Raw genomic sequence first — 14910 nt, forward strand, 5'->3', positions numbered from 1 at the left:
ACAAATTATTATTTGACCCTTTCAGGATTATTTGGAAGACTTTTTAAAGTAATTGCTGTAAATCAGGCATTTTAAATCCCTTTCCTGGTTTTTGTGTACTTATTAATAGATACTGTTAAAACGATATACTATAACTATAACACCTGAAACTGAAACTACCAATGATGATGGATGGGATGTTATTGAACCATTAATAGGAACAGTCGATACACCTGATGATTGGTCATTAGAACACGATCATTATCTCTATAATGCTTGAATTATAGAGGATGATTTTTATTATACTCTTTAACTCGCTGCAAAATCTGTAAATTGGCGATTAAAAGGAGAACGAAATCCTAAGACAATATTTTCCTTCGATACTCCTGCTTCTAGTAATTGACTAGCAATTCCTTCTTCTGTAAAATCTCGCTGAATCCAAAATTTATTATCTTTAATATCAACATGAATAGGACAACCATAAATTTGTTTTTCTCCTTCCCATCCGACATATAATAATAAATAATGATGGTTTTGAGGATCAAAAACTATCTGGGTTTCTATTGGTTGATTTTGAGGATGTTTGTCAGCATAATTCTGAATAATATCCTGAATTAATTGTTTATAGGTGAGGGTTTCCATAAAATAATTTCTCCTTTTTTGGGGTTGACAATAATTAATTTAATAGAGTAATTCTTAATAATTTTTTGGATAAAGCTATCTTTAAAAAAGTTCTGGTAAATATCATCAGGAATTGCTAAATATAAAATTCTATCGGGTTCAAATTCCTCTAATGCTAATCGATAATTGAGAAATTGACCAACTGCTAAATGAAAATCTGTTACAGCAGATAATCCAATAAAGCTTTTTACTTCTACTGCTATTTTAATGGTTTCCTTCTCAGCTATAAGTAGTTTACTTGCTGCTAAATCAATAAATATCCCTATTTTTTCACTCACTCTTAAAAAAAAAGGATCGTGGGTAATTATCCAGCTATCTTTTTCTAAAGCATCTCGAACAATTTCATGGACAACATCTTTAGCAGACATAAGGAAATATATTAAAGGTCAGCTACAGTAAACCCTGTACTCAATATAGCATATTCTTGCAAATTTAATTTACTTGAAGCTTGTTTATTAATTATTAAGTTACTTTTGCAAGAGATCTAATATATAATGAATCAGTTTCATAATAATAATTTAATTTCATGATTTTTTCTCATTTATAACTTAAGTGATTGGATAAAATTAATTATAAAATACTAATTAATTAATAACTAATGAGATGGTAACTGATATATTATAATCTTTATCGTTGTCTTAGCATCAAAAATGCCACAATAAAGAAAGATAGATAGATGGACTCATCATCAAGGAAACCACAATGACCAAAACTGCACCCTCTCTCACTGGTAGTCAAATACGGGATAAATTTCTACAATTTTACGCTAAGAAACAACACCAAATCTTACCTAGTGCATCGTTAGTTCCCGAAGACCCTACCGTTTTACTGACTATCGCGGGAATGCTTCCTTTTAAACCCATTTTTCTCGGTCAGAAGCAACCTGACTTCCCTCGTGCGACTACTTCCCAAAAATGTATCCGTACTAATGATATTGAAAATGTGGGACGGACGGCCAGACATCATACTTTTTTTGAGATGTTAGGTAATTTTAGCTTTGGAGACTACTTCAAAGAACAAGCAATAAAATGGGCCTGGGAACTGTCTACAAAGGTGTTTAAATTACCTGCTGAAAACATTGTAGTTAGTGTCTTTGAAAATGATGATGATGCGTTTAAAATTTGGGAGAATATTATTGGTATTTCTCCTCAACGTATTAAAAGAATGGGAGAAACAGATAATTTTTGGAAAGCTGGCCCTACTGGTCCCTGTGGCCCTTGTTCAGAATTATATTATGATTTCCATCCCGAATTAGGAGATAAAAATATTGACTTAGAAGATGATTCCCGTTTCATCGAGTTTTATAACTTGGTTTTTATGGAATATAATCGTGATGCAGATGGCAATTTAACCCCGTTGCAAAATAAGAATATTGACACGGGTATGGGGTTAGAAAGAATGGCTCAAATTCTGCAAAAAGTACCCAATAATTATGAGACAGATCTGATTTTTCCTATTGTTGAAACAGCCACAAATTTAGCCGAAATTAACTACCAAAAAGCAGAAGAAAAGATCAAGGTATCTTTAAAAGTGATTGGTGATCATGTGCGATCTGTTGTTCACATGATTGCTGATGGAATTACGGCCTCAAATACTGATAGAGGATATGTTTTACGTCGTCTCATTCGTCGAGTCGTTCGTCATGGTCGGTTAATAGGAATTGAAGGAGAATTTATTAACAAAGTTGCTGAAAGTGCGATCCAACTTTCGCAGGACGTTTATCCTCAAGTTAGGGAACGGGAAACCTTTATTAAGGGAGAATTACAACGGGAAGAAGTCGCATTTTTGAAAACATTAGAACGAGGAGAAAAGTTACTCGCTGAAATTATCGAAAAGACTAATAAACAAGGTCAAATTTCTGGTGTCGATGCTTTTACTTTATATGATACTTATGGGTTCCCTTTAGAGTTAACTCAAGAAATTGCTGAAGAAAGTAATTTAACGGTTGATGTCGATGGGTTTGAAGCAGAAATGAAGAAGCAGCAAGAACGGTCAAAAGCTGCTCATGAAACTATTGATTTAACGGTACAAGGTAGTCTCGATAAGTTAGCAGAAAATATTCATCCGACAGAATTTTTAGGATATCATCACTTGCAATTAACTGCTAAGGTTGAAGCTGTGTTATTCGCGGGTAAAACTGTTGATCAAGCTGAAGCAGGAACTGAGATTCAAATAGTTTTAGAGAAAACCCCATTCTATGGAGAGTCAGGAGGACAGATAGGCGATCGCGGTTATTTGACAGGCGATAATTTAGTTATTCGAGTTGATGATGTCAAAAAAGAATCGGGTATTTTTGTACATTTTGGACGCATACAAAGGGGGACTGTTTCGGTTAATGATACGGTGACTGCTACTATTGATCGCGCTTGTCGTCGTCGGGTTCAAGCTAATCATACAGCGACTCATTTATTACAAGCTGCTTTGAAGAAAGTAGTTGATGACTCTATTTCTCAAGCAGGATCATTAGTTGCTTTTGATCGTCTCAGATTTGATTTTAATTGTCCCCGTGCTGTTACACAAAATGAGTTACAACAAATTGAGGATTTAATTAATACTTGGATCGCTGAAGCACACGATACAGAAATCTCAATTATGTCCTTAGATATAGCTAAAGAAAAAGGTGCTGTGGCTATGTTTGGGGAGAAATATGGGGCAGAAGTTCGGGTGATTGATGTTCCTGGGGTTTCTATGGAGTTGTGTGGGGGAACTCATGTTAAGAATACTGCTGAAATTGGACTGTTTAAAATTATGTCAGAAAGCGGTATTTCTTCAGGAGTAAGACGTATTGAAGCGGTAGCAGGGCCAGCAGTTTTAGAATATCTGAAAGTACGGGAAACTGTGGTTAAAGATCTCTGCGATCGCTTTAAAATTAAACCGGAAGAAATCAGCGATCGTATTACTACTTTACAGTCTGAACTTAAAGGAACTCAAAAAGAATTAGAAGCGGTTCAACAAGAACTAGCAATTGCTAAATCTGAGCAATTATTAACCAAAGCAGAATCAATTGGTGAGTTCAAAATATTGGTGTCAAATATGGGAGAAATGGACGCAAAATCTTTACAAACTGCTGCAGAAAGGTTACAACAAAAATTAGGAGAAGGTGCGGTTATTTTGGGTGCTATTCCCGAAGAAGGAAAGGTTAGTTTAGTGGCTGCTTTTAGTCCTAAAGTTTACAAAGATAAGAAGTTACAGGCTGGTAAATTTGTCGGAGAAATTGCTAAAATATGTGGAGGTGGTGGCGGTGGTCGTCCTAATTTAGCTCAAGCTGGAGGACGAGATCCTAGTAAGTTACCAGAAGCTTTAGAAACTGCTAAACAACAGTTAATTGAAACCTTAAAAGGTTGATAACATCTAGCTACTTTGTAGGGGTTTAACACTGTTCATTGGTGTCAACTTAAGGTGAAAGTCAATAGGTGTAAGCTGTCCCATTATCTCACCCACACCCTGCCAAGGGTGGGGTTAACTGTACAAAGCCTGCCTACGCAGGCTAATCTTAATAAAAGTCCGCGCTCGTCGGGCTTTGTTTGTATAGCCACAGGCTTTAGCCTGTTGGCACTTGGAACTAAGTTGACACCAATGAACAGTGTTAAACCCCTATCTCTGGGGTACTTTTCAGACATTTAATATCTTTAATAAAGGTAGGAAGATACTCTATTTTCATTCTTGTTCTAATTCGGTTAATGCTTCTTCTAAACTTAAAGGAGTTTCATTTTTGACTTCCATCATGGCACGATAAAGTCCTTCATCTTCAATAGCTTCAATGATGTGCTTATAGTCCTGAAAATTGATGACTACTTTCAAGATATTACCTTGAGTATCGGTAATTAATTCTTGAGCAAAAGGATAATTTTTAGCGTTCATTATTTCTCCTTCATTTTTTGCGTAATTCATAAATATTATTATAATTGATTGCGAATTATATTTCACTAACGCACTTACAAAATAATTATTGGTAATCTAAATATGTTTATTTTTTGCCCTTTTCTTGTTCAATTCTTTGCTGAATAGCTTCTTCCCCAATTCTAATATTTTCTTCAATTGGTTGACCATCATCTGTAAACATAGCAGGATATCGCTTGATTTCTACCCCAGGAGGTGTGCTAAAAAGCAGACGAATTGCCTCTAGATCATCTCGATGTTCTAAAACATAGCTTTTCAGTTCAGCTTTGCTCATTTTTTCAAAATCTGGTTTCATAAGAAGTACCATTCTCCATCAGAAGGGACAATAATTTCTAGTTCATCACCTGCTAAAATATAGACAGATCCGACTTGAGGATCAAAGCGAAATAAATGAATGTCTAAGTAGCTATTAGATAACCACTGACAGACTCGTAAATAGCATTGAGCTTGTTTATTAGTTGGGTAAATAATATTTGCCTCCATTATGACATATTGATCTTAAACTTGATAAATTATCGGACGATAGGTAGGATTAGGAATAGGTTTTCCTTGTTAATCCTCAATAATTATACAAACTAAACAATCAAAAAAATTGTTATAATACAGAAAAGTTTAAGACAGATCGAGTTAAAATGAAAACAATTCCAACTCCCACAACTTCCCCATCTTGGCAACGTTTTCAATGGATTTTTGATCCCGTTAGTTATTTAGAAAATAACCAAGCTAAATATCCTGATATGTTTATTGCTAGTGGGATCGGATTTGGCGATCGCGTGATCATGACAAGCAATCCTCAAGCAATACAAGAAGTTTTAACCAACGATCGCAAACTATTTAACGCACCTAGCGGATTTAATAGCATTTTACGGCACGTTGTCGGAAATTCTTCTACTATGTTAATAGAGGGCGATCTGCACCGAAAACGCCGTCAATTAGTGATGCCATCCTTTCATGGGGAACGTCTCAAAGCATACGGAGACAGAATCATCGGTATTACCCATGAAGTCATGACTCAACTGCCGATAGATCAGCAGTTTCTTGCTCGAAATGTCATGCAAAGTATCTCTCTACAAATCATTATAGAGACAGTATTCGGCATTACTCAAGGGGAACGCTATCAACAAATTAAACAGCTATTTGGGGAGTTAACTGAATTATTTGAGTCTCCTTTGACTTCTTCCTTTCTCTTTTTCTCCTTTTTGCAACAAGACTGGGGAAAATGGAGTCCTTGGGGTAAATTTTTGCATCGAAGACAACAAATAGACAAATTAATCTATGCAGAAATTGGCGATCGCCATGCTAATCGAGATCCCAACCGCACCGATATTTTAGCCTTATTGATGTCATCAAGAGATGAAGAAGGCAACCCCTTAACTGACGAAGAATTACGAGATGAACTGATGGGGTTATTGTTAGCAGGTCATGAAACCACAGCAACGGCTATGTCTTGGGCGTTGTATTGGCTTCATTGTACCCCAGAAGTCAAAAATAAACTATGTGAAGAATTAGCCAGTCTTGGGGAGTCTCCTGATGCAATGGATATCGCACGTCTTCCTTATCTAACGGCGGTATGTAACGAAACATTAAGAATTTGCCCCGTAGCAATGTTAACCTTTCCGAGAGTGGCTCAAGAACCTGTAGAAATTATAGGATATCCTATTAAACCAGGGGACATTGTAATGGGTTGTATGTATCTGACTCATCAACGAGAAGATCTTTATCCTAACCATCATGAATTTCGTCCAGAAAGATTTTTAGAGAGACAATATTCTCCTTATGAATTTATTCCCTTTGGTGGTGGAGTAAGACGTTGTTTAGGAGAAGCTTTAGCACAATTTGAGATGAAATTAGTGTTAGCTACTATTATGACTAATTATCAACTGAAATTAGGAGATACAAGACCAGAAAAATTACAACGACGAGGGGTAACTTTAGCCCCCGCAAGAGGAGTTAAAATGATTAAAGAAAAGAGACTTTCTCTGATTCACCAAAAGGATACAGTTCAAGTAAGTTAGATACTGGGATGATTTAACATCAAAGTAAAAGGAGAATAAATGATGACAACTGTTACTGAATCAGATATTCAAGAATTAAAAACCTTAATTCAATCGCAAACCGAACAGTTAAATACTATTCAACAAATACAAAATGAGCAATTTCATACTATTCACAAAGAGATTACTGATTTGAAACTTAGTAATGCTAAGATTGAAGGAATTCTTCAAAGTCAACAACCTTTTATGCAAAAAATGCCAGATTTAGCAGAAAAAATAGGTGAATTAAAAAACTGGAAACAGATAGGATTGATCTTTGTAACGGCTGTTATCAGTTCAATCTTTAGTGGTACGATGGGTGGGGTAATTGGTTGGTTACTTCGTAGTGCAAAACCTTAAAAAAGCTAAAATGCTAATTAATTGAACGGATGAGATACGATTAACTTAGATAAAGCTTTAGGGGTTGCTAAAGAGAAGTTAAAATAAGAATATTAGGGTAGATTTTATCCTACCTTGATTTAATAATATTGAGATTAGTTAACATTAAAATAAAGAAAGAGACAGATCAATTATGGTAGTAAAAAATGAGATTATAGCAAACTTAGATAAACTTCCTGAAGCGTTGCAAATAGAAATTCTTCATTACTCAGAATACCTAATTAGCCGTTATTTGCAACAAAATCAAGAACAAAAATCGACCAAAAGAGGATGTTTAGGTATTTTAAAAGGTAAAATTGTGATGTCAGATGATTTTGATGAACCCTTAGAAGAAATGAAAGAATAAAAGATATGTCCAAACATTTACTCTACACTATTTTTAAAATCATTGTCATTCTTTTAGGAATTTTACTATCTTTTGAATTACTTTCTAATTTAGTAGTTCAAGGATTATGGTTTCAAGAAGTGGGTTATCTAAACACCTTTTTGAAACGACTATTTTGGCAATTAGGATTATTCGGAATTACTACTAGCTTTTCTATTTGGTTTTTGCTGAATAATTTGCGTCAAGCTAATCGTTATCAGTGGGATTATGTGCCAGAAACCCCGTCAAAACGAACTAAAAGAAGAGAACGTTTAAAAGCAAAATCGAAAACCTTACCTGAATCTCATAGTTTTGGTTTATTTCTCTTATTATCCTTAATATTAGGATTAGGGATACTGACTGGCTTAATGTTACTTTATTGTGGTCAAGTTGCCTATGATGTTTGGACACCTGATTTAACCCTTCCTGATGTTAGACCACCCCTTCCTAGACCCTTTTTCTTAAATTCTCTTCCTGAACTTATTAATCAGATTAGCCAAAATCTTGGGAAAATCGGATTGATTGGAGTTTTACTCTCGTTAATTTTGATTAATTCTCAATTGGGTTTAAAAATAATAGCAATACTTTTTAGCGTAGTTTTTGGATTAGTAATCTCAGGAAATTGGACAAGAATTCTTCAAAATTTTAACGCTACTTCTTTTGGCAAAATAGATCCTGAATTTCATCATGATATTAGTTTTTATATCTTTAAACTACCCTCCTGGAAATTACTTGATTTTTGGTTAGGGGGACTATTTCTCTATGGATTGATTTCTGTTTCACTCACTTATTTACTATCAGCTAAAAGTCTATCTCAAGGAAAATTTCCTGGCTTTTCTCGTCAACAATTATGTCATTTATATGTCTTAGGTGGGTTAAGCATGACGGTGATGGCACAACGCCACTGGCTATCTCGTTATCAATTATTATACTCTCCTCGTGGTATAGCTTATGGGGCTAGTTATACGGATATTCATGTACAATTACCTGCCCTTACTTTATTATCATTAGTAGCTAGCGGGATCGCTATTTGGTTACTATTTAAAGGCATAACCGCTTGGGGTAAACCCACCATTATTAGATCACTTCATAGCAAACCTTTACCTCATTTTCCCTTTTCTCCCTTGCCATTTGCCATTTATTTACTAATTCTAATTGTCGCCTTAGTAGGGAGTGAAATTGTCCAAACCTTAATCGTTGAACCTAATGAACTTGCTCGTGAACGTCCTTATATTGAGCGTACTATTGCCTTAACACGGGCTGCTTTTAATTTAAACAAAATCGAATTTGACACCCTAGATGCACAGGGAAGATTAACAGCAAAAGCCCTAGAAAAAAATCATTTAACCATTAATAATATACGTTTATGGGATGCTCGTCCCTTGCTACAAACTAACCGTCAACTTCAACAAATTCGCCTTTATTATAAATTTCTTGATGCCGATATTGATCGCTATACTCTCCCAGTAGGAGACGAAAATCCGTTAATTAGAAATGCTAAAAAACAAGTATTAATTGCCGCTAGAGAACTTGACTATACTCAAGTACCTCAACAGGCTAAAACTTGGGTTAATCAACATTTAGTATATACTCATGGTTATGGATTTACCCTTTCGCCCGTGAACCGCGCAGATGAAGGGGGACTTCCTTACTATTTCGTAAAAAATATCGGGACAGCTAATGCTGCTGGAGAGTTACAAACCTCCAGTGAAGGAATTCGTGCTAACATTCCAATTGAGAATCCTCGTCTTTATTTTGGGGAATTAACTAATACTTACATCATGACCAATACGAAGGTCAAAGAGTTCGATTTTCCGAGTGGGGAAGATAATGTTTATAATATTTATAGTGGTAGGGGTGGCATTCAAATTGGTTCCCCTTTCAAACGGCTAATATTTGCTATCTATCTTAAAGACTGGCAAATGCTATTTACCGATAACTTTACTTCTCAGACTCGTTTATTATTTCGCCGTAATATTAACCATCGTATTCGAGAAATTGCCCCATTTCTTCAGTTTGATAAAGATCCCTATTTAGTTACAGCCAAGGTCAATAATTCTGATAATTCAGCCTCAGAAAGTCCTCTTTACTGGATGATTGATGCTTATACTACTACTGATAGTTATCCCTATTCTGATCCCGGAAATCGTAATTTTAACTATATTCGTAATTCGGTCAAAATTGTTATTAATGCTTACAATGGCGAGGTTAATTTTTATGTAGTTGATCCGAATGATCCTCTAATTCAAACTTGGACTAAAGTTTTCCCCAAATTATTTAAGTCTTTCGGCGATATGCCTATGAGCATTAAGGCACATATTCGCTATCCCAAAGACTTATTTAGCACTCAATCAGAACGATTACTAACTTATCATATGATTGACCCCCAAGTCTTTTATAATCGAGAAGATCAATGGCGTATTCCTCAAGAAATCTATGGAGAAAAACAACAGCCTATTGAACCTTATTATCTGTTAATGGGTGTGACAGGTGACTCTCAAGAATTCATTTTAGTACATTTTTTCACCCCCACTAGCCGTAATAATTTAATTGCTGGTTTTTTTGCTCGTTCAGATGGCAATAATTATGGCAAAATGCGCTTAATTCAATTACCCAAAGAACGAGTTATTTATGGGCCGGAACAAGTTGAAGCTTTAATTAATCAAGATCCAGTTATTTCTCAACAGATTTCTCTCTGGAATCGTCAAGGTTCTAAAGTCATTCAAGGCAATCTATTAGTGATTCCTTTTTTCTCTGAACAATCCCTTTTATATGTTGAACCATTATATCTAGAAGCTGAACAAAATAGTCTTCCTACATTAGTCAGAGTTATTGTGGTTTATGAAAATAAAATTATTATGGCAGATACCCTAAATCATGCCCTAAAGTCTATTTTTAAATCTGATGAATTACCCTCCTAGTTTTTAGTTTCTGTATTTACCCCCTAGACTTAGTGTGTCCAGGGGTTTATTATTAACCTAGAAAAGCTTGTACAGGGAAAGTTAGTAATCCTGATTCTTGATCTCAAAAACCACGATAATGATGAGTCGGTTATTTTTATCTTTAAAAAAATTACACCAATTAATTCGATTATTTACTATTTTTAGCCTTTTTATTGCCCTAACTGTTGCCTGTAACCCAAAATCGAGTTCTCCCCCCATCCAAGTCTCCCAAACTAATAGCGATCGCATTACCATTGGTACTACCGAGCAACCTCGTACTATCGACCCGGCGGATAGTTATGAATTATCAGGTCTTGTGGTCATTTATAATCTCAGTGATACTCTCTACACCTATGAATTAGGCACTACTAATCTTAAACCCCAATTAGCGACGAAAATGCCTCAAATTAGTGAGAATGGCTTAACTTATATCATCCCCTTGCGTCAAGGCGTTACCTTTCATGATGGCACACCCTTTAATGCTGATGCGATGGTATTTTCCTTACAACGGTTTATGCAAAATGGGGGTAAACCGTCCTTTCTCTTAAGCGATACTATCGATACGGTAAAAGCCACAGGAGACTATGAAATTACTATTACCCTCAAAAAGCCATTTTCTGCCTTTCCTGCCCTATTAGCCTTTCCTGGGGCTTGCGCTGTGTCCCCTAAAGCTTATGAAATTGGGGCCGGAAAATTTAAACCCGATAATTTCATTGGAACTGGTCCTTATAAATTAGCTAAACTTAGCAGTGATTCTGTGCAATTGGATGTATTTGAAAACTATTGGGGAGAAAAACCCAAAAATACAGGGATTGATCTACAAATTTATCCAAGTAACCCCGCTAACCTCTTTAATAGCTTTCAGACTCAAGCTGTAGACGTAGCTTATAAATCTTTGTTACCCGAACAAATTAAACGGCTCAAAGAAGCAGAAAAAGCCGGAAAATGGCAAGTAATTCAAGCTTCAGGCACAGCTATCGCTTTTATGGCCTTAAATGTCACCAGTGACCCCCTTAATGCTAAACCCGTTCGACAAGCGATCGCCAGTTTAGTAGATCGTGAATTGCTTGTGGAACGCATTCTCAGAGGGCAAGGTGAACCCCTTTATAGTCTTGTTCCCACTGCCTTTGAGGCTTATCAATCCGTTTTTAAAAACCGTTACAACCAGGATAAAGCACAAGCCCAAAAAATCCTGCAAAAAGCTGGTTATTCGGCTGAAAACCCGGCAACTGTAGAAATTTGGCATTCTTCTGGTTCTACTAATTCTAGTCTAGTGGCAGCTATTCTCAAAGCCTTAGCCAAACGAGACTTAAACGGTGCTATTGCCTTTGAACCTAATAGTATTGCGGGTGCTGCCTTCTTTAAAAATGTAGGGCAAGGATTATATAATTCAACTCTATCTAATTGGTATCCTGATTTTTTAGACGCAGATAATTATCTTTATCCCTTTTTAGACTGTGCTAAAGGTTCACCAGATAAAGGGTGTATAGAAGGAGGATCTCAAAGTCAAGGGTCTTTTTATTACAGCGATCGCATGAATAAACTCATCGATCAACAACGAACAGAAGCTGATCTCACTAAGCGTAATACTATCTTGAGGGAAATTCAAGAAATTCTAGCCGAAGATGTCCCGTATATACCTTTATGGCAAACTAAAGAGTATGCTTTTGCCCAAAGGGGGATCAATGGTGTCACTATTAATCCTAGCCAAACTTTCCCATTCTGGACAATTCACAAACCTTAAAACTAATGAATACAGAAACCTCAGATAAACAAGCTTTTAAAATAAGTCTAGCGCTAGGGTTAGGGGTAGGACTTATTTACTTAGCTTTCCTCAAACCTGGAATTTGGGGTATTGATGGGACAGAAATGTTTTGGGTTTCCCATTCTTTGGTCACTAAAGGCAGTTTTGCCATTCCTTCAGGGGGAACCATTGGAATAGTGGGACGAGGAGGAGAAACCTATGCAATGCGTTACCCCTTAATTTCCCTCTTAGCTACCCCATTTGTGGCCATTGGCCTATTTTTGGCGAACTTATTAAACTTGCCTTCCCGTTATGCCGCAACAATTTGCGCCTTAGTTTTACCGCTCATTCTAACCGCTTTAACTACTTCTTTAGTTACATTATTAGCCTTACGTTTAGGAAGCAGCAAAAAAGGGGCTTATCTAGCGGGTTTAGCCTTGGCTTTTGGAACTATTGCCCTCGTCTATGCTAGAGAATTCTTTGCTGAACCTGTTCTAGCATTTATTATTGCTTTGATGCTGTATTGGGGCATTAGTAAAAATTACACAGAACACGCAGGAGCAAGTATTTTAGCGGGACTAGCTATCCTCGCTAAACCGTCCGCCATTATTTTAGGTCCCATTTTCTCTCTATATTTCTTCCTTAAAAAATATCCTTGGCGAATCATTATTGCCCCCAGTTTAGGAACAGCAATGGGGGTTTTGCTATATTTAGGTTATAATTATTTGCGCTTTGAAAGCATTTTTAGTTCGGGACAAGATAGCGATCGCTTACAATTAACGGGAATGCCCGAACGTTTGGTCGGTATGCTCTTAAGTCCAGGAGCAGGAGGGGGCTTATTTTGGTACTGTCCCCCCACAATTTTAGCAATTTGGGGCTTTCGTCGGGCTTTACGCTCAAAACCCTTAGAAGCTTGGTTAGTCGCGGGAGTCTTTTTAGGTTATTGGGTGTTGCACTCTTTTTGGGCATTTCGGGGTTGGAATTGGGGCCCTCGTTTTCTGGTTCCTGTCTTACCATGTTTATTGGCAATGACTGCTTTAATTCCTCAAAAACGGTGGAATTTATTGATCGGATTAACTTTATTCGGATTTTTCTGGAATGCTCCGACTTTAGTCTCTTACTATCAAAGGTACTATGCAGAACTCGAAGGCAAAGGAAGCCCTTATCTACTCCAAGCCTTACAATTGTGGGGTGATCCCTCTGTCGCCCCTTTATTTAATGGTTGGGGAGCCGCTTTTCGGCAAGTAGGAGATGCTTTGAGTACCAATGTCGAAGATGTCCTTAAAAATGTTGGGGCCCCACCCACTGTTGGTAATTTGGTCAGTTCTGATTTACTGAGAATTGTGGCTGTTTGGTGGTGGGTTTTGCCTGCTGCTGGAATTCCCATCTGGGTTGGCTTTATGATAGCTCTTTTCCTCGTCGGTTCAGGGGTTTGGATTTTACGTTGGGGTTGGCGACAAACAATTGACAGTGAGCAGGGAGCAGGGAGCAGGGAGCAGGGAGCAGGGAGCAGTTAAAAGTCAACAGTGGACAATGGACAATGGACAATTGATAATGGACAATGAAGAAAACGGATAATTGTTAAATCTATGAAACTTATTATTCAAATTCCTTGTTATAACGAAGAGGCAACATTAGGATTAACATTATCTGAATTACCTCGTCAATTACCAGGAATTGATATCATAGAATGGCTTATTATTAACGATGGTAGTATCGATCAAACTGTAGAAGTTGCTAAAGCTTGTGGTGTCGATCATATTGTTAATTTTGAGCATAATCAGGGTTTAGCTAAAGCGTTTATGGCTGGGCTAGAAACAGCCCTAAAACAAGGGGCAGATATCATTGTTAATACTGATGCTGATAATCAATATTGTGCTGCAGATATTCCTAAATTGATTGAACCAATTGTTAGGGGAGAGGCAGAAATTGTCATCGGTTCTCGTCCCATTCAAGATATTAAACATTTTTCACCCGCTAAAAAATTACTGCAAAAATTAGGCAGTTGGGTAGTCAGAATTGCTAGTAATACTAATATTCCTGATGCCCCTAGTGGGTTTCGTGCTATTAGTCGTAATGCAGCTTTACAAATGAATGTTTTTAGTGAGTATACTTATACACTAGAAACTATTATTCAAGCAGGACAAAAGGGAATGTTAATTACTTCTGTTCCTATTCGGACTAATGAATTTTTACGCCCTTCTCGTTTGGTTAAAAGTATTCCTGCTTATATTCGGCGATCAATTTTAACCATTGTTCGCATTTTTATGGCCTATAAACCCCTGCGTTTTTTTACGATTTTAGGAACTTTTCCTTTTAGTTTAGGGGTTTTATTATGTTTACGTTGGCTATTATTATATTGGGGAATGTTTGGGAATACTCCCGAAAAAGCTCGCGTTCCTAGTTTAATTTTAGCAGCAATTTTGATCTTAATTGGGTTTCAACTATGGATGTTTGGTTTAATTGCTGATTTAATGTCATTTAATCGTAAATTGTTGGAAGATATTCAATTAAGGTTACGTCGTTCTGATATTGAGAAATAAGAATTTTACTGACAATGTTTTCCCATCTACTCTAGTTGTATTAAAATACAAATAACATCGTAATCCATAATAATCCTGAAACTTGACTATAGATAGCTTTGGCGGGTATTCAATTAAGACATGAACATGGTCTGATTCACCATTAAATTCTAATACCTTAAAATTCATTTTTGATGCCACTTCTTTAAAAGATTTTTCAATTAAAGCAATCTCCGTAAACACCTTGCGTCTGTACTTGGTGACACAGATCAAGTGAATCTTTAAGTCTGAAACGCTATGACGTTCTTTACGGAGATTGCTTGACATTCTTACTGACCTTGGTTAA

Annotated in this window: 13 protein-coding genes and 1 pseudogene; 8 read left to right on the top strand and 6 right to left on the bottom strand. The window is 36.5% G+C overall.

Translation table 11 applies throughout. From position 1 onward, the window contains the following. Nucleotides 1–288: 288 nt before the first annotated feature. Together AsFPU1_RS09470 and AsFPU1_RS09475 are read right to left on the bottom strand one after the other, a co-directional pair. The gene (locus tag AsFPU1_RS09470) at nucleotides 289–621 is read right to left on the bottom strand and encodes a XisI protein (RefSeq protein WP_124975405.1); all 333 of its coding nucleotides are present in this window, start codon (nucleotides 619–621) and stop codon (nucleotides 289–291) included. Continuing rightward, on the bottom strand, nucleotides 594–1028 hold the full coding sequence (locus tag AsFPU1_RS09475) for a XisH family protein (protein ID WP_124975407.1): 435 nt from the start codon (nucleotides 1026–1028) through the stop codon (nucleotides 594–596). The genes AsFPU1_RS09470 and AsFPU1_RS09475 overlap by 28 nt, the downstream gene beginning before the upstream one ends. Before the next feature lie 334 nt (nucleotides 1029–1362). Between AsFPU1_RS09475 and alaS the strand changes: the two genes are divergently transcribed. After that, nucleotides 1363–4005: an alanine--tRNA ligase gene (alaS, locus tag AsFPU1_RS09480; RefSeq protein ID WP_124975409.1), complete on the top strand. Its 2643-nt coding sequence runs from the start codon at nucleotides 1363–1365 to the stop codon at nucleotides 4003–4005. Nucleotides 4006–4317: 312 nt separating this feature from the next. Here alaS and AsFPU1_RS09485 read toward each other — a convergent pair whose 3' ends face one another. The 3 genes from AsFPU1_RS09485 to AsFPU1_RS09495 form a co-directional block, all read right to left on the bottom strand. Further along, nucleotides 4318–4521, bottom strand: a complete 204-nt coding sequence (locus AsFPU1_RS09485) for a RelB antitoxin-like protein (protein WP_124975453.1) — start codon at nucleotides 4519–4521, stop codon at nucleotides 4318–4320. A 106-nt stretch (nucleotides 4522–4627) separates the two neighbouring features. Then, complete coding sequence (locus tag AsFPU1_RS09490) at nucleotides 4628–4855, bottom strand: DUF6887 family protein (RefSeq protein WP_124975411.1); 228 nt, start codon at nucleotides 4853–4855, stop codon at nucleotides 4628–4630. Further along, a complete protein-coding gene (locus tag AsFPU1_RS09495; protein WP_124975413.1) occupies nucleotides 4852–5043 on the bottom strand; it encodes a DUF6888 family protein in 192 nt (63 codons plus the stop codon). The genes AsFPU1_RS09490 and AsFPU1_RS09495 overlap by 4 nt, the downstream gene beginning before the upstream one ends. A 149-nt stretch (nucleotides 5044–5192) precedes the next feature. On the opposite strand from AsFPU1_RS09495, the gene AsFPU1_RS09500 reads away from it, so the two are divergent. The 7 genes from AsFPU1_RS09500 (at nucleotide 5193) to AsFPU1_RS09530 (ending at nucleotide 14585) form a co-directional block, all read left to right on the top strand. Next, nucleotides 5193–6575: a cytochrome P450 gene (locus tag AsFPU1_RS09500; RefSeq protein WP_124975415.1), complete on the top strand. Its 1383-nt coding sequence runs from the start codon at nucleotides 5193–5195 to the stop codon at nucleotides 6573–6575. A 39-nt stretch (nucleotides 6576–6614) separates the two neighbouring features. Further along, nucleotides 6615–6953 (top strand): hypothetical protein, encoded by a 339-nt coding sequence (locus tag AsFPU1_RS09505; protein ID WP_227875715.1) that lies wholly within the window; start codon nucleotides 6615–6617, stop codon nucleotides 6951–6953. A 172-nt stretch (nucleotides 6954–7125) separates the two neighbouring features. Then, on the top strand, nucleotides 7126–7338 hold the full coding sequence (gene vapB, locus AsFPU1_RS09510) for a type II toxin-antitoxin system VapB family antitoxin (protein ID WP_124975419.1): 213 nt from the start codon (nucleotides 7126–7128) through the stop codon (nucleotides 7336–7338). 5 nt (nucleotides 7339–7343) lie between these two features. After that, nucleotides 7344–10277, top strand: coding sequence for a UPF0182 family protein (locus AsFPU1_RS09515; protein ID WP_124975421.1), 2934 nt, complete (start codon nucleotides 7344–7346; stop codon nucleotides 10275–10277). Nucleotides 10278–10395: 118 nt separating this feature from the next. Then, the gene (locus AsFPU1_RS09520; RefSeq protein WP_124975423.1) at nucleotides 10396–12042 is read left to right on the top strand and encodes an ABC transporter substrate-binding protein; all 1647 of its coding nucleotides are present in this window, start codon (nucleotides 10396–10398) and stop codon (nucleotides 12040–12042) included. A gap of 5 nt (nucleotides 12043–12047) precedes the next feature. Next, nucleotides 12048–13559, top strand: a complete 1512-nt coding sequence (locus tag AsFPU1_RS09525) for a glycosyltransferase family protein (RefSeq protein WP_124975425.1) — start codon at nucleotides 12048–12050, stop codon at nucleotides 13557–13559. A 72-nt stretch (nucleotides 13560–13631) separates the two neighbouring features. Further along, a complete protein-coding gene (locus AsFPU1_RS09530) occupies nucleotides 13632–14585 on the top strand; it encodes a glycosyltransferase family 2 protein (protein WP_124975427.1) in 954 nt (317 codons plus the stop codon). A gap of 87 nt (nucleotides 14586–14672) precedes the next feature. Here AsFPU1_RS09530 and tnpA read toward each other — a convergent pair. Continuing rightward, nucleotides 14673–14891: pseudogene (tnpA, locus tag AsFPU1_RS09535) on the bottom strand (IS200/IS605 family transposase); the annotation flags it as partial. Between the last annotated feature and the right edge of the window lie 19 nt (nucleotides 14892–14910).

Source organism: Aphanothece sacrum FPU1 (genome assembly GCF_003864295.1).
GTDB classification, from domain to species: domain Bacteria; phylum Cyanobacteriota; class Cyanobacteriia; order Cyanobacteriales; family Microcystaceae; genus Aphanothece_B; species Aphanothece_B sacrum.